The sequence below is a fragment of the Streptomyces sp. NPDC002076 genome (genome assembly GCF_053593835.1).
Genome location: NZ_JBSFDI010000028.1, coordinates 22,502 through 39,886, shown reverse-complemented (window position 1 = coordinate 39,886; position 17,385 = coordinate 22,502). Strand labels below are relative to the sequence as shown.

Annotated in this window: 16 protein-coding genes and 3 pseudogenes; 8 read left to right on the top strand and 11 right to left on the bottom strand. The window is 71.6% G+C overall.

Going from position 1 to position 17,385, the window contains the following annotated elements:
* Nucleotides 1-10 precede the first annotated feature (10 nt).
* Nucleotides 11-1,342, bottom strand: coding sequence for an aminotransferase class I/II-fold pyridoxal phosphate-dependent enzyme (locus tag ACWCQS_RS39400; RefSeq protein WP_451008949.1), 1,332 nt, complete (start codon nt 1,340-1,342; stop codon nt 11-13).
* A gap of 76 nt (nt 1,343-1,418) precedes the next feature.
* On the opposite strand from ACWCQS_RS39400, the gene ACWCQS_RS39395 reads away from it, so the two are divergent.
* Entirely contained in the window at nt 1,419-2,099 is a 681-nt protein-coding gene (locus ACWCQS_RS39395; protein WP_451008948.1) for a pyridoxamine 5'-phosphate oxidase family protein, read from the top strand.
* A gap of 283 nt (nt 2,100-2,382) precedes the next feature.
* Here the strand turns inward: ACWCQS_RS39395 and ACWCQS_RS39390 are convergent, their stop codons facing one another.
* Both ACWCQS_RS39390 and ACWCQS_RS39385 read right to left on the bottom strand, forming a co-directional pair.
* Nucleotides 2,383-3,387: an EamA family transporter gene (locus tag ACWCQS_RS39390; protein WP_451008947.1), complete on the bottom strand. Its 1,005-nt coding sequence runs from the start codon at nt 3,385-3,387 to the stop codon at nt 2,383-2,385.
* A 70-nt stretch (nt 3,388-3,457) separates the two neighbouring features.
* The gene (locus tag ACWCQS_RS39385) at nt 3,458-4,033 is read right to left on the bottom strand and encodes a Clp protease N-terminal domain-containing protein (protein ID WP_451008946.1); all 576 of its coding nucleotides are present in this window, start codon (nt 4,031-4,033) and stop codon (nt 3,458-3,460) included.
* 230 nt (nt 4,034-4,263) lie between these two features.
* On the opposite strand from ACWCQS_RS39385, the gene ACWCQS_RS39380 reads away from it, so the two are divergent.
* Entirely contained in the window at nt 4,264-4,692 is a 429-nt protein-coding gene (locus ACWCQS_RS39380; RefSeq protein ID WP_451008945.1) for a type II toxin-antitoxin system Rv0910 family toxin, read from the top strand.
* A gap of 63 nt (nt 4,693-4,755) precedes the next feature.
* On the opposite strand, the gene ACWCQS_RS39375 is transcribed toward ACWCQS_RS39380, so the two are convergent.
* Nucleotides 4,756-5,382: a PadR family transcriptional regulator gene (locus ACWCQS_RS39375; protein ID WP_451008944.1), complete on the bottom strand. Its 627-nt coding sequence runs from the start codon at nt 5,380-5,382 to the stop codon at nt 4,756-4,758.
* Nucleotides 5,383-5,874: 492 nt separating this feature from the next.
* Nucleotides 5,875-6,441, bottom strand: a complete 567-nt coding sequence (locus tag ACWCQS_RS39370) for a TetR/AcrR family transcriptional regulator (protein WP_451008943.1) — start codon at nt 6,439-6,441, stop codon at nt 5,875-5,877.
* Between the two features lie 18 nt (nt 6,442-6,459).
* On the opposite strand from ACWCQS_RS39370, the gene ACWCQS_RS39365 reads away from it, so the two are divergent.
* Nucleotides 6,460-6,954 carry a nuclear transport factor 2 family protein gene (locus ACWCQS_RS39365; RefSeq protein ID WP_451008942.1) on the top strand — a complete coding sequence of 165 codons (495 nt, stop codon included), beginning with the start codon at nt 6,460-6,462 and terminating at the stop codon, nt 6,952-6,954.
* A gap of 282 nt (nt 6,955-7,236) precedes the next feature.
* On the opposite strand, the pseudogene ACWCQS_RS39360 reads toward ACWCQS_RS39365, so the two are convergent.
* Nucleotides 7,237-7,590, bottom strand: a pseudogene (locus ACWCQS_RS39360) (MerR family transcriptional regulator); the annotation flags it as partial.
* Between the two features lie 92 nt (nt 7,591-7,682).
* On the opposite strand from ACWCQS_RS39360, the gene ACWCQS_RS39355 reads away from it, so the two are divergent.
* Nucleotides 7,683-8,117: a hypothetical protein gene (locus tag ACWCQS_RS39355; protein WP_451008941.1), complete on the top strand. Its 435-nt coding sequence runs from the start codon at nt 7,683-7,685 to the stop codon at nt 8,115-8,117.
* A gap of 44 nt (nt 8,118-8,161) precedes the next feature.
* Nucleotides 8,162-8,974: a PhzF family phenazine biosynthesis protein gene (locus ACWCQS_RS39350; RefSeq protein ID WP_451008940.1), complete on the top strand. Its 813-nt coding sequence runs from the start codon at nt 8,162-8,164 to the stop codon at nt 8,972-8,974.
* Nucleotides 8,975-8,983: 9 nt separating this feature from the next.
* Here ACWCQS_RS39350 and ACWCQS_RS39345 read toward each other — a convergent pair whose 3' ends face one another.
* Together ACWCQS_RS39345 and ACWCQS_RS39340 are read right to left on the bottom strand one after the other, a co-directional pair.
* Complete coding sequence (locus tag ACWCQS_RS39345; RefSeq protein WP_451009015.1) at nt 8,984-9,796, bottom strand: CPBP family intramembrane glutamic endopeptidase; 813 nt, start codon at nt 9,794-9,796, stop codon at nt 8,984-8,986.
* 106 nt (nt 9,797-9,902) lie between these two features.
* Complete coding sequence (locus tag ACWCQS_RS39340; RefSeq protein WP_451008939.1) at nt 9,903-11,420, bottom strand: glutamate--cysteine ligase; 1,518 nt, start codon at nt 11,418-11,420, stop codon at nt 9,903-9,905.
* A gap of 569 nt (nt 11,421-11,989) precedes the next feature.
* Here ACWCQS_RS39340 and ACWCQS_RS39335 point away from each other — a divergent pair.
* Both ACWCQS_RS39335 and ACWCQS_RS39330 read left to right on the top strand, forming a co-directional pair.
* Entirely contained in the window at nt 11,990-12,589 is a 600-nt protein-coding gene (locus ACWCQS_RS39335; RefSeq protein WP_451008938.1) for a hypothetical protein, read from the top strand.
* Between the two features lie 277 nt (nt 12,590-12,866).
* Nucleotides 12,867-13,073 carry a DUF5999 family protein gene (locus tag ACWCQS_RS39330; RefSeq protein WP_067045924.1) on the top strand — a complete coding sequence of 69 codons (207 nt, stop codon included), beginning with the start codon at nt 12,867-12,869 and terminating at the stop codon, nt 13,071-13,073.
* Between the two features lie 99 nt (nt 13,074-13,172).
* Here the strand turns inward: ACWCQS_RS39330 and ACWCQS_RS39325 are convergent, their stop codons facing one another.
* From ACWCQS_RS39325 to ACWCQS_RS39315, 3 genes and pseudogenes are all read right to left on the bottom strand, one after another.
* On the bottom strand, nt 13,173-14,219 hold the full coding sequence (locus ACWCQS_RS39325) for an endo-1,4-beta-xylanase (RefSeq protein WP_451008937.1): 1,047 nt from the start codon (nt 14,217-14,219) through the stop codon (nt 13,173-13,175).
* A gap of 29 nt (nt 14,220-14,248) precedes the next feature.
* Nucleotides 14,249-14,779, bottom strand: a pseudogene (locus ACWCQS_RS39320) (carbohydrate ABC transporter permease); the annotation flags it as partial.
* Between the two features lie 288 nt (nt 14,780-15,067).
* Nucleotides 15,068-16,542, bottom strand: a pseudogene (locus ACWCQS_RS39315) (glycoside hydrolase family 43 protein).
* Between the two features lie 206 nt (nt 16,543-16,748).
* On the opposite strand from ACWCQS_RS39315, the gene ACWCQS_RS39310 reads away from it, so the two are divergent.
* Complete coding sequence (locus ACWCQS_RS39310; protein WP_451008936.1) at nt 16,749-17,279, top strand: universal stress protein; 531 nt, start codon at nt 16,749-16,751, stop codon at nt 17,277-17,279.
* The last annotated feature ends 106 nt before the right edge of the window (nt 17,280-17,385 follow it).

The window sequence follows — 17,385 nt, the reverse complement described above, 5'->3', positions numbered from 1 at the left end:
CGGCTCCGCCTCAGCCATAGACGCGCGCCGCTGACGGTCGTACCGCTGCTGCCACCGCGTCTGCCAGGAGGCTGATGTCCTCCTCGGTGAGGGTCGAGATCGTGATGCGGATCGCCGGGCCGCTGTTCAGGCGGAAGCGAGCCCCCGGTGCCACCGCCCAGCCCGCCTGCAGCAGTCGGGCCACCGCGCCGGTCTCGTCGGGGACCGGTACCCACACGTTCATGCCGCTGCGGCCGTGGGCGGCGACTCCGCGTTCCGCCAGCGCGTCGACCAGCGCGTCCCGCCGGGCGGCGTATGCCTTCGCCACCGCCGGCCGGTCCACCGCGCCCTCGGACCACAGGCGGGCCACGGCCCGCTGTAGCAGCAGGCTCACCCAGCCCGGGCCGAGGCGCTGGCGGCCGCGTACCCGGTCGACGGTGACCGGGTCGCCGGCGACGACGGCCACCCGCAGGTCGGGGCCGTAGGCCTTGGAGGCGGAGCGGACGACGGCCCAGTGGTGGGTGACGCCCGCGAGCGGATGCAGCGGGAGGTCGACGATGCCGTGGCCGTGGTCGTCCTCGATCAGCAGGGTTCCCGGGTGCTCGCGCAGCACCGCGCGCAGGGCACGCGCGCGTGGGGCGGTCACCGAGGCACCGGTCGGGTTCTGCGCGCGGTCGGTGACGATCAGCGCGCGGGCCCCGGACTCCAGGGCCCGGCGCAGGTCTTCGGGGCGCGGCCCGTCGTCGTCCATGCCGACCGGGACGGCGCGCAGGCCCAGCGCCGGGACCAGGTCGAGGACACTGCCCCAGCCGGGGTCCTCGACGGCGACCGCGTCGCCCGCTCTGAGGTGCGCGGCGAGGACGCGCTCGATGGCGTCGAGGGAGCCGGAGGTCACGGTCAGCGGGCCGTCCGGGACGCCGTCGGCGTCGAGTTCGGCGCGGGCCGTCCGGACGAGTTCCGGGTCCATCGGGTCGTCGCCGTAGAGGACGGGCCGCCGGTCGCCCTCCTGTGCCGCCGCGGCGAGGGCCGGGGCGAGATGGGGCAGCAGGGCCGGGTCGGGGTTGCCGGCCGCCAGGTCGCGGCCCCCGGCGGGGACCTCCACCCGCAGTTCCTCGCGGCCGGTGGTGGCCGGCTTGGGCCGGACCCGGCTGCCCCGGCGGCCGGCCGTCTCGATCACCCCCCGCTCGCGCAGGATGCGGTAGGCGGCCGCCACGGTGTTGGGGTTCACCCGGAGCCGGGTCGCCAACTCCCGCATGGGAGGCAGCGGTTGACCGGGCCGTAGCTCACCGGTGCCGACCGCGCGCTCGACGCTGGCCGCGATCTCGGCTGCGCCACGCCCGTCGATGGGATACTCTCCTAGCACAAAGGACATTATGCACTAGTGCAATATCAACCGCAAGATCGCCAGATCGCCGTTGCTCGCCCATGGAGGAACCGTCATGCAGGGGACGACCGAGGAAGCCCGGGCCGCCGCCTACACCCCGACCGAGCGCACCGTGCCCACGCGCTCCGCGGACCGGGCGTCGTACGACAGGGAGCTGGTGCACGCGATACTCGACGAGGGGTACGTCTGCCACCTCGGCTTCGTCCGCGACGGTGCCCCGGTGGTGCTGCCGACCCTGTACGGCCGGGTCGGCGAGCGGCTGTACGTGCACGGATCCACCGGTTCCCGCCCGCTGCGGATGACCGGCGAGACCGACCCGGGGCTGCCGGTGTGCCTGACGGTGACCCACGTGGACGGGCTGGTGCTGGCCCGGTCCGCGTTCCACCACTCCATCAACTACCGCTCCGTGGTGGTGCACGGCGTCGCGCACCAGGTCACCGACCCCGAGGAGCGGCGGCTGGCCCTGGACGCGCTGGTGGACCACGTCGTGCCGGGCCGCGCCGCCGACTCCCGGCCCGCGAACAAGAAGGAACTGGCCGCCACCGCGGTGATCCGGCTGGACCTGGACGAGGTCTCGGCCAAGGTCCGCACCGGCGGCGCGAACGACGATCCGGAGGACCTCGCCCTGCCGCACTGGGCCGGCGTCGTCCCGCTGCAGAAGGGCTACGCCGCGCCGGTCCCCAACGCCGACCTGACACCGGGCGTCGAACTGCCGGCCTACCTGAAGGCCCTGTAGGGCACGGACAAGGCGCCGCACCGGAACCGCCGCCCGACCGCCGCGCGGGCCTCTCCCACCGCGAGGCCCGCGCCCGCGCCGAGCAGGAGCAGGGCGCCCAGCGCGAGGAGGACGGTGCCCGCGCCGAGCGCGACCGGCCCGCTTCGGCGGGGCGCGCGGACGTCGTCTGCGGGCGAGCACCGTCCGGTCCTGCGCGCACCTGCGCGGGGCCGGTGGTCCCTCAGACGCGCCTCAGGCGGCCGGGGGCGGCAGGACGACTGCCTTCGACGGCCTGATCAGCACCTCAGGCAGCCGTACCGCGGGCCGTCAGCTCCCTTTCGGCCCCGCCCGCGGCCACCGGCTCGGCGGAGCCCTTCGCGGGGGTCGAGGACTGGGCGATGAACGCTCCGACCAGGACGACCACGCCACCGGCCACCTGGGGCGCCGACAGGTGTTCGCCGAGCAGCACCCAGGCCAGCACGGTGGCGATGACCGCCTCCAGACAGGCGACGACACCGGCGACCTGCGGGGACAGCCGGCGCACGGACAGCACGCCCGTGACGTACGCGACGACGGTGGCGATCAGCACGATCCAGCCCAGCAGCGCGAGGGCCGGTACGGCGGTGCCGTTCATGTCGGCGGAGCCGGTCAGCACCGACCAGCGCATGCTCCACGGGCGGGCGACGACCGTCAGCACGAGGGCCCCGACGAGCAGGCCGTAGGCGATGACGCCGAGCGGGTCGGGCGCCTCGTCGCCCGCCTCGCCGCCGTGGTCGGCCAGGACGAAGTAGCCGACCTGGCAGCAGGCGGCGCCGAGCGCGAGCAGCAGGCCCAGCGCGTCGAAGCTCAGCCCCGACCAGACCTCCACCACACAGGCGAGACCGCCGGCCGCGAGGACCACGCCGAGCGCGGCGGCGCGCGTCACGGGCCGCCGCTGCACGAACCGGACCCAGCCGAGCACCAGCGCGGGGGCCAGGTACTCGACGAGCAGCGCCACGCCCACCGGAATACGGGACAACGCGGCGAAGTAGCAGGCCTGGACGCCGGCCACGGCGAGCAGTCCGAACCCGGCGAGCAGCGCGGGCCGGCGGCGCAGCAGCGCGCGGTGCCGTACGGCGACGGGCAGCGTGACGACGGCGGCGCCGGCCACGCGCAGCCAGACCACGTGGAGCGGGTCGAGGCCCGCCTCGATCAGCGGCTTGGCGGCCACTCCCGACCCGCCGAAGGCCAGTGCCGAGGCGAGCGCGAGACCGAGCCCGGCACCCTTGCCGCGGCTGCCCTGACTGCTCTCTGACGTACGCACGGGCACATGATGACAGGCGACGACATGAGCGTCATCCCCGTTGACACCTGTCTCAGGGGCTGGACGTCCGCCGGTGTCAGTGGGTCGGGCCGCTGTCGCCGGCGTACTCGTCCGGGCCGGGTCCGACCGGAGTGTTCAGCTCGCGGATGCCGGCGCGTCCGAGGACCTCGACGGCCCGCGCGCCCGGTTCCGCGGTGAGCGCGGCAAGGAGGTCGAGGCCGGTGACGCGGGGCTCGCCGCGCAGCCGGGCCCGCTCGCGGGCGTCGGCGAGGGCGGCGGCAGCCGTGGGCGACCAGCCGGCGGCGTCCCTCGGCTCGCGGGCGCGGGGCACGACCGCGGCGGGTACGACGGCGAGCGCGCCGGAGTCCTCGACGCTGCCCTGCCAGCGCAGCCCGTAGCCGATGCTGCGCTGTACCAGGTAGCCGAGCAGCCGGGCGAGTTGCTGCGGGCCGCCGACCGCGGCGCGCACCTCGGGATCGTGCTCCAGGAGGGAGTGCAGCAGATGGGCGGTGTCGGTCTGGCGGTCCCCGTCCCGGACGGCCCTCCGGCGCGCACCGGCGATCACCGCTGCCAGCTCGGCGCCGAGCACGGCATCGTCGTCCGGGTGCGCCGCCTCGTCATGGGCGGTCCAGTGGGCTGTACGGGGTTGCACAACCCCTACCCCATCAGCCTCAACGGGCCGGGTCATCCACGAGCGGAACCATCTTCGCGTCCCACACAGAGTGGACCTGGGCGTTCGGGATCTCATCCTTACGGAGGAGAATCACTCACGGAGCCGGCACTCGGAATTCCTGACGGTTCATCAGTATTGAATGTTCACGCCCCTGCGGCTACGTTCCGCGACACCTTAGCCCGCTACGCCCGATCCGAAGGGGTGGTCCCATGGCCGAAGTCAGCGCGGAGGCACGCATCCAGGCACCGGCCGAGGAGGTGTGGGCCCAGCTCACCGACTGGTCGTCGTACGGGGAGTGGAACGCCACCCACACCAGCTTCCCCGACGGGGGCCCGCAGAGCCTGGCCGTGGGCGGGACCTTCCAGGAGAACATGAAGCTGATGGGCTTCCCGGCCGAGGTCGACTGGACCATCGAGGAGCTGGAGCCGGCCCGGGTGTTCGCCATCCGGGGCAAGGGCCCGATGGCGGTGACGGTCGCCACCCGCTACACCCTCACGCCCGACGGCGACGCCACGTCCGTGCGGATCGACGGCGAGTTCACCGGCGCGGCGGTGTCGCTGATGGCGGGCAAGCTGAAGGACTCGGCGACGGCCGCGCTGAACGAGTCGCTGCGCAAGCTGGCCGGCCTGGTCGCCTGAGTCCGGGCGCGCGAAGGCGCCCCGCGCGGTGTCGCACGGGGCGCCCGGTCCGACGTACGAGCCTCAGTGCTCGTCGGCGAGGATCAGGTACAGCTTCTTGCGGGCGTCGTTGATGACGGCCAGCGCCTTTTCGCGCTGTTCCTTGCTGCCGGTCTTCCAGACCTGACTGAAGGCCTCCATCAGACCGAAGCCGGCCTGACGGATCTCACTGAGGGCCTCCCAGTCGACCCCGCGGGAGGCCTCCTCCCAGGGGGCGTCCGGACCCTCGTCGGCGGCGGCACGCCCGTCCTCGGTGAGCGCGAACAGCTTCTTGCCGCCCTCGCTCTCGCTGGCGATCAGGCCCTCGTCCTCCAGCAGCTGGAGCGTGGGGTAGACCGAGCCGGGGCTGGGCTTCCACGCGCCGCCGCTGCGTTCGGCGATCTCCTGGATCATCTCGTAGCCGTGCATGGGACGGTCCTTGAGCAGGGCCAGGATCGAGGCCCGCACATCACCGCGCCGCGCCCGACCCCTAGGGCCACCGCGCCCTCGGGGTCCCCAGGGGCCTGCCCCGAAACCGGGGCCGCCGGGGCCGAACCCCGGGCCGCCCGGACCGAAGGGCCCGAAGGCGGCCCGACGCCGGTCGAATCCACCCATGCCCCGCTGGCCGGGGCCCTCGTGCCGATGTCCGTGCTCGTATCCGTGAGTACGCATCGCGATCACTCCGTTCGATCGATGATCTGTCACGTATGCATCGCGTATCGTTCGCGATACCTCAACGATATATCGGAACCGATCGCATGACAAGGCCTCTGGATGCAGCCAGGTGTCCTGTCTCACTCAATCGAGTCGTTTTCTCAACGAACCGAGTCGTTCGGGCTTCTGTCTCAGCGAACCTGTCGCGCCGCTGAAAGCGCTGGGGGTGCTGGATGGCTGTACCGGCTGGGGTGGATCAGGCGGGGCCGTGCGTCGAGTTGTCGTACGTGGACGCGGTACACGGGCGTCGTCGGCGTCCGCTGCGGGACTGTGTGACGGGTCGAGGATGTTGCTCCGGTACGCACGTTCCGGTGGTCGCAAGGAGCCATCCCGCCACCACGCCGGCCCGATGAAACCGATGCCGAAACACGGTGGAGCCCCTTCCACCCCTACTACCGCTGCTGAGCCTGAGTACAGCCTGCTCACATTCCGAGCGACGGGGCATTGGGTTCACCCCGGCGGTCCTGTCAGGGCCTTGATGGCGGGGCGGAGCAACGCGGCGATGTGATCCGCAGGGGCCTCGCGAAGCGCGGCCAGGCCGAGGAGTTGGTGGCCGATGGTCACGCCCAGCAACGCGGTGACAACCAGTGCGGCACGCAGTTCGGGATCCTCGGCAGCGGGCAGGGCGGCACCGACGCTGTCGATCTGCCGGCCGAGAGCGGCACGAACGTGATCGGCTGCCGCCTGGTCGGTGAGCATCGACCGCATCATCGCCAGCGTGCCCTCGGGAAGACCACCGAGCTTGAGGCCGAGCGAGGCCAGCAACTGATCGACGAGCTCGTCGGCATCAGTGGCCGTCAGCGGGGCGGGCAGCGCCTGCACAGCTTGGCTGAACAGCTCCCGCTTCGAGCCGAAGTACTGCATGACCAGAGCCGGATCGACGCTCGCCGCGGCCGCCACGGCGCGAATGGTGGTGCGCTCGAATCCCTTCTCGGCGAACAGCTCCCGGGCGCTGTCGAGGATGCGCACCTCGGTCGCTCGGCGTCGGTCGGCTCGGGACTGGCGAGAAGTGGACACCAATTCACTCTACAGCCGTTGACCGAACTTCCGGCCGACCCTACGGTGATTGGGTCAACAAGTGTTGAGCGAATGGAAATGGCCACCGTGTCGCATCTGGATACACCTGCTGCTCGCACCCCTCACGAGGTGCTGACCTGCTACTACCAAGCCATGCTCGACAAGTCCCCAGACGATCTCGCTGATCTCTATGCCATCGACGCGGTGCACGAGTTCCCGTTCGCCTCACCCGGATTCCCTCCATACTTCGAGGGTCGTGAGGCCGTGCGCGCCGGATACCGGGCAGCCTGGGGCGCCAGCCCCGTCCAGGTGGAGGAGGTCAGGAGGGTCGCCGCCTACGAGACCGCCGATCCCGAAGTGATCGTCGCCGAGCATGTCGTGGTGGGAACGCTGCCGGCCAAGGCCACCACGTTCACCGTCCCCGGCCTCCTGATACTCCACGTCCGCAACGGACTGATCACGCGAGTCCGCGACTACATGGACGGCTTGGGCGTCGCCGGCGCCAGAAAGTGAAGGCCCGAGCAGTACAGCGGCAGCCTGACCTGAGACGAGACGGCACTCAGCCCGTTCGGCCCTGACCCCCGGGGTCTGTCTCGACGAATCAAGTCCTCGCGTCTCACCCGATCCAGTCCACGCAGGTCAGCGCAAGGGCGGACGACCAACTTCTTGAGACAGGACACCAGGAGAACGCGGCGCCCGAAGGGTGGATGCTCAGCCGACCATTCCACCGCTGGGCATCGTCGAACTGCTCCATGCCGACCAGGCTGAGGTGTCCCGCGAACCTCGGTCGCCCCGGCCCTCCGCCCGCAGCGGGCAGCCGGTGCCGCCACGTGAGGTGAGGTCCGCGCGCAGTGCGGTCAGTTCGGCCATGCGCACGTCGATGATCCGGATCTTGTCCTCGAAGAGGGCGGACAGGGCCTCGGCGCTGTCGGGGGCGTCCCGCAGCTCCTCCCCGTGCCGGGCGATCTCGGCCAGGGTGAAGCCGAGCGCCTGAGCGGTGCGGACGTAGCGCAGCCAGATCACGGTCTCCGGCGGGAAGTCCCGGTAGCCGTTGGGCAGCCGGTCGCCGTCGAGCACGCCGATCCGCTCGTAGAAGCGCAGGGTGTCCTTCGACAGCCCGGTGCGCGCGGCCAGTTCTCCGATACGCATGCTTCCCCCGCCGCCTGGTCGACTTGACCTTGGAGCGTACTCCGCTGTTTAGCGTGGGCGGCGCCCGAGCGAACCTTCCCGAGGAGTCCCCGATGACCCCTGCCTCCCCTGCCTATCTGCGCCTTGTCCGCGCGAGCGGCTGGTACGACCTGATCGTCACGGCCGGTTTCGCCACGCCGTGGACGTACGCCCTGCTGCACCGCCTGCTGTCGGCCGGAGGCGACGCGGCCGGCCTCGGCACCATGCCCGCGCTCACCCCTATGCAGACCCTGTACGCCAACCTGATGGGCTCGGTCGTCGTGGTCTGGTCCGTCCTGCGCGTGGTGCGGCCCCTCCCCCTGCACGGCCTCCTCGACGGCATCGCCCGCGCCCTCTTCGCCCTGTGGCAGGCGTATGCGCTGGCGCACGGCGGACCCGGGGTGCTGTGGCCGTTCCTCGTGCTGGAGGTCTCGTTCGGAGTCACCCAACTCGCCCCCTGGACAAGGCCGCGGGCCACGACCGTGCGCAAAACGTGCCAGGGTTCGTGAATTGGCCTTGGTCGGGCGGCCGTCGCGCCCTTAGCGTCGGCGTCATGCGCATTCGAATCGTGGACGCCTTCACCGACCGCCCCTTCGCCGGCAACCCGGCCGGAGTCCTGCTCCTGGACGACGTCTTCCCGGACGACGACTGGCTCCAGAACGTCGCCACGGAGGTCAACCACGCCGAGACGGCATTCGCCCACCGGCTGCCCGAGGGCGGCGAGGCGGACTGGGCGCTGCGCTGGTTCACGCCCGTCGCCGAGGTCGCCATGTGCGGGCACGCCACGCTCGCCACCGCCCACGTCCTGCACACCACCGGCGCCCACGAGGGCCCGGTGCGGTTCGCCACCCGCAGCGGCGTGCTCATCGCCACGCCCGCCGGGGACGGCTCCATCACCCTCGACTTCCCGACGGCCCCGCTCACCCCGGCCGAGATCCCGGCCGGGGTCGCCGAGGCCCTCGGCGCACAGCCGCTCGCCGCCTTCGACACCGGCCCGAACGTCGGCGACCTGCTGCTGGAGCTGGCCGACGAGAAGACGGTCCTCGGCCTCGCGCCGGACCACAAGTCCCTCGGCGCCTACTCCGCGCGCGGCATCATCGCCACGGCCCGCGCCGACGACCCGTCCCTGGGCTACGACTTCGTCTCCCGCTGCTTCTTCCCGAACGTCGGCATCGACGAGGACCCGGTCACCGGCAGCGCCCACACTGCGCTCGCCCCCCACTGGTCCGCGCGCCTGGGCCGCGAGGACCTCACCGGGCTGCAGGCCTCCCGCCGCACCGGGCTGGTGCGCACCGGCCTGCGCGGCGAGCGCACCCTGCTCACCGGCCGCGCGGTCACGGTGATCGAGGGCGAACTGCACGCGTGACCCCGGTGCTCAGGCCGTCGGCAGCCAGCCCACCTTGCCCGCGAGCAGGGCGTAGCCGACGAACGCGCCGATGTCGAGCAGGGAGTGGGCGACGACCAGCGGACCGACCCGTCCCCAGCGGCGGTACAGGTACACGAACACCACGCCCATGACCATGTTGCCGATGAAGCCGCCGACGCCCTGGTAGAGGTGGTATGAGCCGCGCAGGACCGCGCTGGCGACCAGCGCGGTCCCGGGGGTCCAGCCCAACTGGCCCAGCCTGCGCAGCAGATAGCCGACGACGATGACCTCTTCTAGGACCGCGTTCTGCACGGCGGACAGGATCAGCACCGGGAACTTCCACCAGACGTTCGGCAGCGCCTCGGGCACGACCGTGAGGTTGAAGCCGAGGCCGCGGGCGGCCAGGTAGAAAGCGATCCCGGTGCTGCCGATCACGGCCGCGATCGCGGCACCCCGGCCCAGGTCGGGCCAGGGCCGGGTGCGGTCGAAGCCGAGGGTGCGCAGGCTGCCGCCCTCGCGGATGAGCAGATGGGCGACCAGGGCGACGGGGACGAGCGCGCTGGCGATGCCGAACAGCTGCCAGGCCAGGTCGAGCCAGGGGCGGCCGGGCGCGGCCGAGGCGTTGAGGGTGGCCGCCTGGTCCTTCAGGCCGCCCGGCTTGGTGACCGCGCCGATGAAGCTGATCAGGGCGGAGACCCCGCTCGCGCCCAGCGACAGCGCCAGGACGAGCAGCGTCTCGTCCCGCAGGATGCGCCGCGGGTCGCGCTCCCGCGCCCCGGCACCGGCCACCGAGTCAGCCTCCACCTGCACCCCTGCCTCCATCCGGCTCATGGGCCCCTGGCCCACCTCTGCCTGGCAAGGATCGCAGAAGGAGATAAGCACCGCGTAGCGGCCGAGGACCTTGGCAGCTCCGCCGTCCAGCCGCTGATCAACCGAGAGGCACCGCCTCCGGCAGCCCCACCGGCCACATGTGCACCGGCTCCCCCACATGCATCAGCTCGGCATAGCGCCGGGTCGTGGCGGCCAGCGCGGCCTCGCGGGTCAGGCCCTGTTCCAGGAGCCGGTGGAACGTGGCCGCCTGCCAGGACGCCCCGTTCACCCGGCGCCGGCAGCGCTCCTCGATGACGCCCAGGTAGAGGTCCCGGTCGGCCGGCTCCACGCCCCAGGCGTCCAGCCCGGCCGAGGCCAGCGGCAGCAGCTCGTCGCGGACCAGGGTGACCGCGTCGACCTCGCCCGTGCCGCCGTAGCGTCCCCGCCGGGGCCACACGAACCGCGCGTCGATGCCGTACCGGCACGCGGCGTCGAAGTTGGCCTGCGCCGCGGCGAAGGACAGCCGGGTCCACACCGGGCGGGACTCCTCGGCGAGGGCGCGGACCAGGCCGTAGTAGAAGGCCGCGTTGGCGATCACGTCGGTGATGGTCGGCCCGGCCGGCAGCACCCGGTTCTCCACCCTGAGGTGCGGGACGCCGTCGGCGATGCCGTACACCGGCCGGTTCCAGCGGTAGATCGTGCCGTTGTGCAGCACCAGCTCGGCCAGTCGGGGCGTGCCGCCCGCCTCGACGACCTCCAGTGGCTCCTCGTCGTCGCAGATGGGCAGCAGCGCCGGGAAGTAGCGCAGGTTCTCCTCGAACAGGTCGTAGGCGGAGCTGATCCACCGCTCGCCGAACCAGGTGCGCGGCCGTACGCCCTGGGCCTGGAGCTCCGGCGGGCGGGTGTCGGTGGACTGCAGGAACAGCGGGGGCCGGGACTCCCGCCACAGCTCGTGACCGAACAGGAACGGAGAGTTGGCCCCGACGGCGATCTGCGCGGCGCACGCCACCTGTGCCGCGTTCCACACGTCCGCGAACCGGGCCGGGGTGACCTGCAGATGCAGCTGTACGGAGGTGCACGCGGCCTCGGGGACGATCGACTTCGAGGTGCACACGAGGTGTTCCACGCCCTCGATGTCGAGCCGGAAGTCCTCGCCGCGCGCGGCCACGATCTGGTCGTTGAGCATGGTGTAGCGGTCCACCTCGGAGAGGTTGGAGGAGACCAGGTCGTCGCGGTCGAGCGTGGGCAGGATGCCGATCATGACGATGCCGGCGTCCACCTCGCCCGCCTTGCGGTCGGCGTAGGCGAGCGAGGTGCGCAGTTCCTCGGCGAGCCGGTCGAATACACGTCCGCCCAAGCGGTGTGGGGCTATGTTGACTTCCAGATTGAACATGGCGAGTTCTGTTTGGAAATCCCGGCTCGCGATGCGCTCCAGCACCTGCCCGTTCAGCATTTTCGGCATACCGTCCGGCCCGGCGAGATTCAATTCGATCTCGACTCCCATGAGGTTCTTGGGACGATCGAATCGCTTCTCCCGCAACAGTCGCTCCAGTCCCGCGAGGCACTTCTGGAGCTTTTCGCGGTAGCGCTGGCGATCGGACAGGTCGAACTGCCCCGCCACGACCTTCTCCCCCATCGAAGTGTCCCTCCTCGGATGGGCGGGCCGACGGTCCGGCCGCCGGGCTCCCGGGTACGGGGGATGATGCCCCGTGGAAAGCGATCGATAACGCCCCGCGCGAGCCGGGCAGCCGCTACTCTGTCGGAATGTTCCCCGCGGCACATTCACGGGGCATGCGTCAGCCTGCACCTCGGGTTCCCCCGGCACCTCGTGAAAAACGCCGACGACATTCGGCCGACCGTTACCGGTGCGTATTACGAGGTCAGCAGCGGCGGGACGGTTCGGAAACCGGGAGGAGTCCCGCAAATCGTCGGCGCATTACCGCCTTGCGCGACTTCCCGAAATAAGATAGACGAAACAACGGCCGAACATGCGTCATATAAACTTCGCCCACAAGGCAGAAGGTTGACGCCTCGGTCCTGGTTCCTGCCGTGTTCAGGCCGTCCCCGAAGACGGCGGCAGGCCGAGCCGCACCCATGTTCACCGACCCGGGCCTCCACCCTTCCGGCCTTCCCGTGAGCAGACAGCGCCGTCCGCCCCACCCCTCCTCGCGCCGCCGCGCCTGTCGAACGAGAGAGGCGACCCACATGCCGCTGCACGTGCCCCCTGCCCCCGCGCCTGCCCTGCGTTCCGTCCTCACCGCCCTCGGTTCCCCCACCGCGGTGCGTGAGGCCCGCACCCCCTCCCTGCGCGCCGCGCCGGGGCCGACGACCCCCGAACTCCCGCTGCCCGTGCACGTACTGGACCGCATCACCGCACCGGGCCTGTCCGCGACCCGGCTGGCCGGCTGGCGCTTCCTGATCCGCTGCGGCGACCGGGCCGTGGCCGCGGCGGACACCATGCTGACCCCCGACGGCTGGGCCTTCTCGCACTTCTTCGAGGGCCCCTACGTCCCCTCCACCGAGCGCGCCCTGCAGCAGGCGGAGGCGCTGCAACAGCCGTACCAGGCCCGGCTGCTCTCCGTGCCCGGTCTGTACATGCTCACCCTGTGGCTGCACGGCGACCTCACCGCCGACGGAGCCGAGGGACATCCGGCCGGCACCGATCTGCTCGTCCCACTGGCGCCGGCGCCGCCCGGCATATCGGCGCACCGCCCCTTCCGGGTCACCGAGTTGCTTCCCGTGCTGACCCATCGTGCGACTCCGCTGCCGCTGCTCGGCCCGCCCGTGCTGGGCTCGCCCGCCTGACCGGCCGCCCGCGTACCCCGCTTGCCCGCAAGGGAAGCGGGGTACGTTCATGTCAGGGGTCCGGCCTGCAGGGACTAGCCCGATCCGGCCACTGCGAACCACCCGAAGTGACAGTGCACTTGGACTGAACCGTCCGCGCGGGTGACGCGTCATGAACCTGTGAGAAGCGGTGCTGCGAAATCCCTGCGGAATGACGCCGAGAAGGCAACACTGGGTTCCGACCGACTTATCACCACGGGGGACGGCCATGACCACGACAGAGCGAGAGATCCCACCCATGTGCCAGCACCAGCCACCGTGTCCGCCAGCCGAGTCCGCCGACCGGGAGTCCGCCCGTCTCGTGGCGCACCACCCGGAGCAGGGATGGAGTCTGCTGTGCAACGGCGTCCTGCTCTTCGAGGACACCGGTGAGCTGCTGCCCGACGGCCGGATCATCGCTCCGCACCGCCCGCTGGGTGCGGAGCATGTGATGACCGCCGCCTGAGCGGAGCGCGGGCGAACGACCCGAGGGGCCGGCCGCACCCATCCGGTGCGCACCGGCCCCGATGTGTGTCCGGGGTCGGCTACGGCCCGTAGCCGGGCGCTATCGGAGAGCGTCCCGCAGCGCCTGGTACGCCGGCTTGGGCTTCAGCTGTTCGTCCCAGGGCAGGGCGGCGCCCTCGCCCGGGAAGAAGGCCGGGATCCAGGAGTATTTGTCGGTGTAGTCCCAGATGGTCAGGCCCACGCAGCGGCGGACGGCCAGACAGGCCTTGCTCAGGCTCCCGTACCAGCTCGCCTGCTCGGCCAGCTTCTCCTCGGTCGCCGGCAGCTGCATCCGGATGTCGACCTCGGTGAGGGCGGTGTCCAGGCCCAGGGCGGAGAAGCGGCGCAGGTTGTCCTCCAGGCTGCTCGGATAGCCGTACTGCAGGGCCAGATGGGTCTGGAAGCCGATGCCGTCGAGCGGCACGCCCTGGGCCTTGAGGTCCTTGGCCAGCGTGTAGTAGGCGTCGCTCTTCGGGCCGACCGCCTCGATGTTGTAGTCGTTCAGATAGAGCCTGGCGTGCGGGTCGGCCTCGTGGGCCCAGCGCAGCGCGTCGGCGATGTAGCCGGGGCCGAGGGTCTTGTACCAGAGCGTCTCGCGATAGGTCCCGTCCTCGTTGAAGGCCTCGTTGACGACGTCCCAGGAGTACACCTTGCCCCGGTAGTGCCGCACCTCGGTGGTGATGTGCTTCTTCAGCACGGCCCGCAGCTCGCTCGCGGTCCACTGCCTGGACGTGAGCCAGTCGGGCAGCTGGCTGTGCCAGACGAGGGTGTGGGCGCGGACCTTCTGGTGGTTCTTCCGGGCCAGGTTCACGATCTGGTCGCCGTTGGTCCAGTCGAAGACGCCCTGCCGGGGCTCGGTGGCGTACCACTTCATGCCGTTGCCGGGCGTGATCATGTCGAACTCGCCGCCGAGGATCTTCGTGTAGGCGCTGTCGGTGAGTTCGGGGTTGTCGGTTGCGCTGCCGAAGTAGCGGCCGTGGCGTTCGGCGAGGTCGGCGAGGGTGGGCTGCCGCTCGTGGGCCCGGGCCGCCGGGGCGGCGAGTCCGGTGGCCATGAGGGCGGCCGCGAGGGCGCCGGCGAGCCTGAGACGCGTGCTCGTGCTGGGCATGGTGCGACTCCTGTCTGTCGGAGGGGCTTTCAGCCTTTTGTGGCGCCCGCGGTGAGGCCGCCGACGAGCTGGCGTTCGGCGACGGAGTAGAAGGCGAGGGCGGGGACCATGGCGAGGACGAGGTAGGCGAAGACGCGTGCGGTGTCGGCGGAGGACTGGCCCTGGACCTGCTGCACGCCGATCGGGATCGTCCACCAGGTGTTGTCGGTGAACACCAGCAGCGGCAGGAAGAAGTTGTTCCAGCTGGTGACGACGGCGAGCACGGAGGCCGTGCCGAGCGCGGGCCGGGCCATCGGCAGCAGCACCCGCCAGAAGAAGCCGAGCGGTCCGCAGCCGTCGAGCGTGGCCGCCTCCTCCAGTTCGCCCGGGATCTGCCGGAAGAAGCCGCGCAGGATGATGATCGTCATTGGCAGCCCGAACGCGGCCTGCGGCAGGATCACACCCAGCGGGTTGTCCAGCAGTCCCATCGAGCGCAGCAGCAGGAACAGCGGCAGCGCCGCCACCGCGAAGGGGAACATCAGCCCCATCGTGAAGAGGGTGAACAGCAGCTCCCGGCCCCGGCCCACACGGTCTTGGTGGGTTCGGTGGTCGAAATGTTCCACCACTCGATCGTGGTCGTCCCCGAGGACGACCCTCCGTCCGGGTCGCCGCCGCAGCCGCTGAGTGCGGTCACACCGAGACCGGCGGCGACGGATGCCGCCAGAAGGCCGCGGCGGGACAGTGCAGGGTCGCCCATCTTGCGCTCCTTCGAAAAGTTTCGGAGTTGCTTCGCAGAGGGTGATTCCGAAACATTCGAAGAGAGCCTCGAACGTTCCGGACCGCGACTCTAGAAACGCGCGTGGGGAGCGTCAAGGTGTCGTGCAGGAGGTTGCGGGGTCGTACTCGAACCAGTCGAAGGCCGCGTGGCCCTCGGTGACGTACATCCCGATGACACAGCCGGTGAATCCGGTGGTCACCTGGGTGGAGAGATGACGACCGTCCAGTTCGGCCAGTCGGACGGATCCCTCGGAAGTTTCGACGGAGAAGGCGACGTGGTCGGGGCCGCTCCCGGGTCCGGGGTCGCGGGTCGCGCGGATGTCGACGGCCAGGGTGACCGGGCCCGCAGGCAGCGGGAGTTCCGCGACGCGCTGCCGCAGGGGGCCGATCCGGGCGATCACGGCCACGGTTCCCGCTTCCGGGCCGTGCTCGGCACGCGCCTCCAGGTCGTAGTGATGGTCCTCGTCGAGGCGGACGGACAGCCCGGCCCGGCCCGTCCAGTTCTCCAGCCGCGCGACGGTGACAAAGGTGTGGCCGGGCCGGTCGAGGCTGTCCCCGCCGGCGGTCAGCGTGAGCCGGCCGGGCCGCTCGGTGAGCGACCAGCACCTCCCTAGCCTGCGGCGCGGGGATATCCAGTACGGCGCGAGTACCGGCGAGGTGAAGTCATCACGCACCGGCGGCAGTTCGAGCGTGGTCCAGGCGGCGGGCGCGGGATGCCGCTCGCGCACCGGGCCCACCCGGGGCCGGCCGTCGGACCACTCCACCGGGACCAGGAAGGTCTCCCTGCCCAGCACATGGAACTCGGGGAAGCTGCCGCGCGGCCGGGTGCCGAGCAGCAGCATCCACCAGGTGCCGTCGGCCGCCTGGACCAGGTCGGCATGGCCGGTGCACTGGATCGGCAGACCAATGCCGCGGTGGGACAGCAGCGGGTTGCCGGGGGCCGGTTCCCAGGGGCCGCGCGGCGAGCGGGCGCGGGCGGCCGAGACACCGTGGCCCAGCGCGGTCCCGCCCTCGGCGAGCAGCAGGTACCGCCAGTCGCCGATCCGGTACATGCGGCGCCTCGGGGTCCCTGAGGCCCGTGCCGGACCACATCGGCAGCGGGCCTTCGAGCACCTCGCCGGTGCGCGGGTCGATCCGGGCCACGGTGACCCCGGCCATGGCGCACCACAAGGAACCGTCCTCGTCCCCAGGCCAGGTCGGGGTCGATACCGGGCAGGTCGATCCACACCGGGCCCGACCAGGGACCCTCGGGGCGCTCGGCGGTGACGAGGAAGGTGCCTGAGGCGCTGACGTTCGTGGTGACGACGTGGAAGAGCCCGTCGTGGTGGCGGATCGTCGGCGCGTAGATGCCGCCCGAGGCCGGTGTGGCGTCGGGCAGCGTCAGCTGTCCCGGCCGGTCGAGGACGTTGCCGATCTGGCGCCAGTGCACCAGGTCCTGGCTGTGGAACAGCGGGACGCCGGGGAAGTACTCGAAGCTGGAGCACACCAGGTAGTACTCGTCCCCGGCCCGGCACACGCTCGGGTCGGGGTGGAAGCCGGGGAGGACGGGGTTGTCGTAGGTTCGCATGGTTCGTCCCTAACAGGGCGCTCGAAAGTTTCGGCTGCGGCGTCGAATCTTGGCGAGCGGACGTGCCGGCCGCCGGGGAAAGACACCGCCGCCCCACTGGTCGAATCGCCGGTACGGGAGTGGGATGGAAGGAAGCAAGGGCCTTGCAGGGCGGGCACGACCGCGCGCGAGACGCCCCGGCGTCGCCCGCGAGGAACGGTGGAGTGATGTCCGGTTACGACGCCTCGACGACGGCTCGGGTGGTGGTCGGTGTGAGCGGCTCCCTGGGCAGCGTCACGGCCCTGCGGCGGGCCACCGCGCTGGCCCGCCGGCTGGGCGCGGAACTGTGGCCGGTGCTGGCCTGGGAGCCGCCGGGCGGTGACCCCGCCGCGCGCCGCTCCCCCGCCGCCGGTCTGCTGGTGGAGGACTGGCAGCGGCTGGCCGGACAGCGGCTGGCCTTGGTACTGGAGGAGATCTTCGGCGGGGACGCCCCCGGTGTGCCGATGCACGCCGTCGTCGTCCGCGGCGCCGCCGGCCCGGCGCTGGTGGCGACCGCCGACCGGGACAACGACGTCCTGGTGGTGGGCGCGGGCCGGCGCGGTCTGCAGCGCGCCTTCTCAGGCCGCGTCTCCCGGCACTGCCTGGCGCACGCGGTCTGCCCGGTGCTCGCGGTGCCGCCGTCCCCGCTGGAGTCGGAGCTGCTGTCCGTCCACCGGCGCAACACCTGGCATCTGCGCATGGACATCCGGCGCCTGTGAGGCCGGCCCGGGCGCGATGACGGCGCGATGAGGTGCCGCGGAGCCCAGGGCCTCGGTGCGGAATCCAGGGTCTTGATGCGCCGGGCGCGCTGGGGTTGCGTCAAGA

Excerpts from the sequence above, each read along its gene's own strand:
- ACWCQS_RS39395 (WP_451008948.1), top strand. The coding sequence starts at position 1,419 with ATGCAGGGGACGACCGAGGAAGCCCGGGCCGCCGCCTACACCCCGACC.
- ACWCQS_RS39380 (WP_451008945.1), top strand. The coding sequence starts at position 4,264 with ATGGCCGAAGTCAGCGCGGAGGCACGCATCCAGGCACCGGCCGAGGAG.
- ACWCQS_RS39375 (WP_451008944.1), bottom strand. The coding sequence starts at position 5,382 with ATGCGTACTCACGGATACGAGCACGGACATCGGCACGAGGGCCCCGGC.
- ACWCQS_RS39355 (WP_451008941.1), top strand. The coding sequence starts at position 7,683 with ATGACCCCTGCCTCCCCTGCCTATCTGCGCCTTGTCCGCGCGAGCGGC.
- ACWCQS_RS39350 (WP_451008940.1), top strand. The coding sequence starts at position 8,162 with ATGCGCATTCGAATCGTGGACGCCTTCACCGACCGCCCCTTCGCCGGC.
- ACWCQS_RS39345 (WP_451009015.1), bottom strand. The coding sequence starts at position 9,796 with ATGGAGGCAGGGGTGCAGGTGGAGGCTGACTCGGTGGCCGGTGCCGGG.
- ACWCQS_RS39340 (WP_451008939.1), bottom strand. The coding sequence starts at position 11,420 with ATGGGGGAGAAGGTCGTGGCGGGGCAGTTCGACCTGTCCGATCGCCAG.
- ACWCQS_RS39335 (WP_451008938.1), top strand. The coding sequence starts at position 11,990 with ATGCCGCTGCACGTGCCCCCTGCCCCCGCGCCTGCCCTGCGTTCCGTC.
- ACWCQS_RS39330 (WP_067045924.1), top strand. The coding sequence starts at position 12,867 with ATGTGCCAGCACCAGCCACCGTGTCCGCCAGCCGAGTCCGCCGACCGG.
- ACWCQS_RS39325 (WP_451008937.1), bottom strand. The coding sequence starts at position 14,219 with ATGCCCAGCACGAGCACGCGTCTCAGGCTCGCCGGCGCCCTCGCGGCC.
- ACWCQS_RS39310 (WP_451008936.1), top strand. The coding sequence starts at position 16,749 with ATGTCCGGTTACGACGCCTCGACGACGGCTCGGGTGGTGGTCGGTGTG.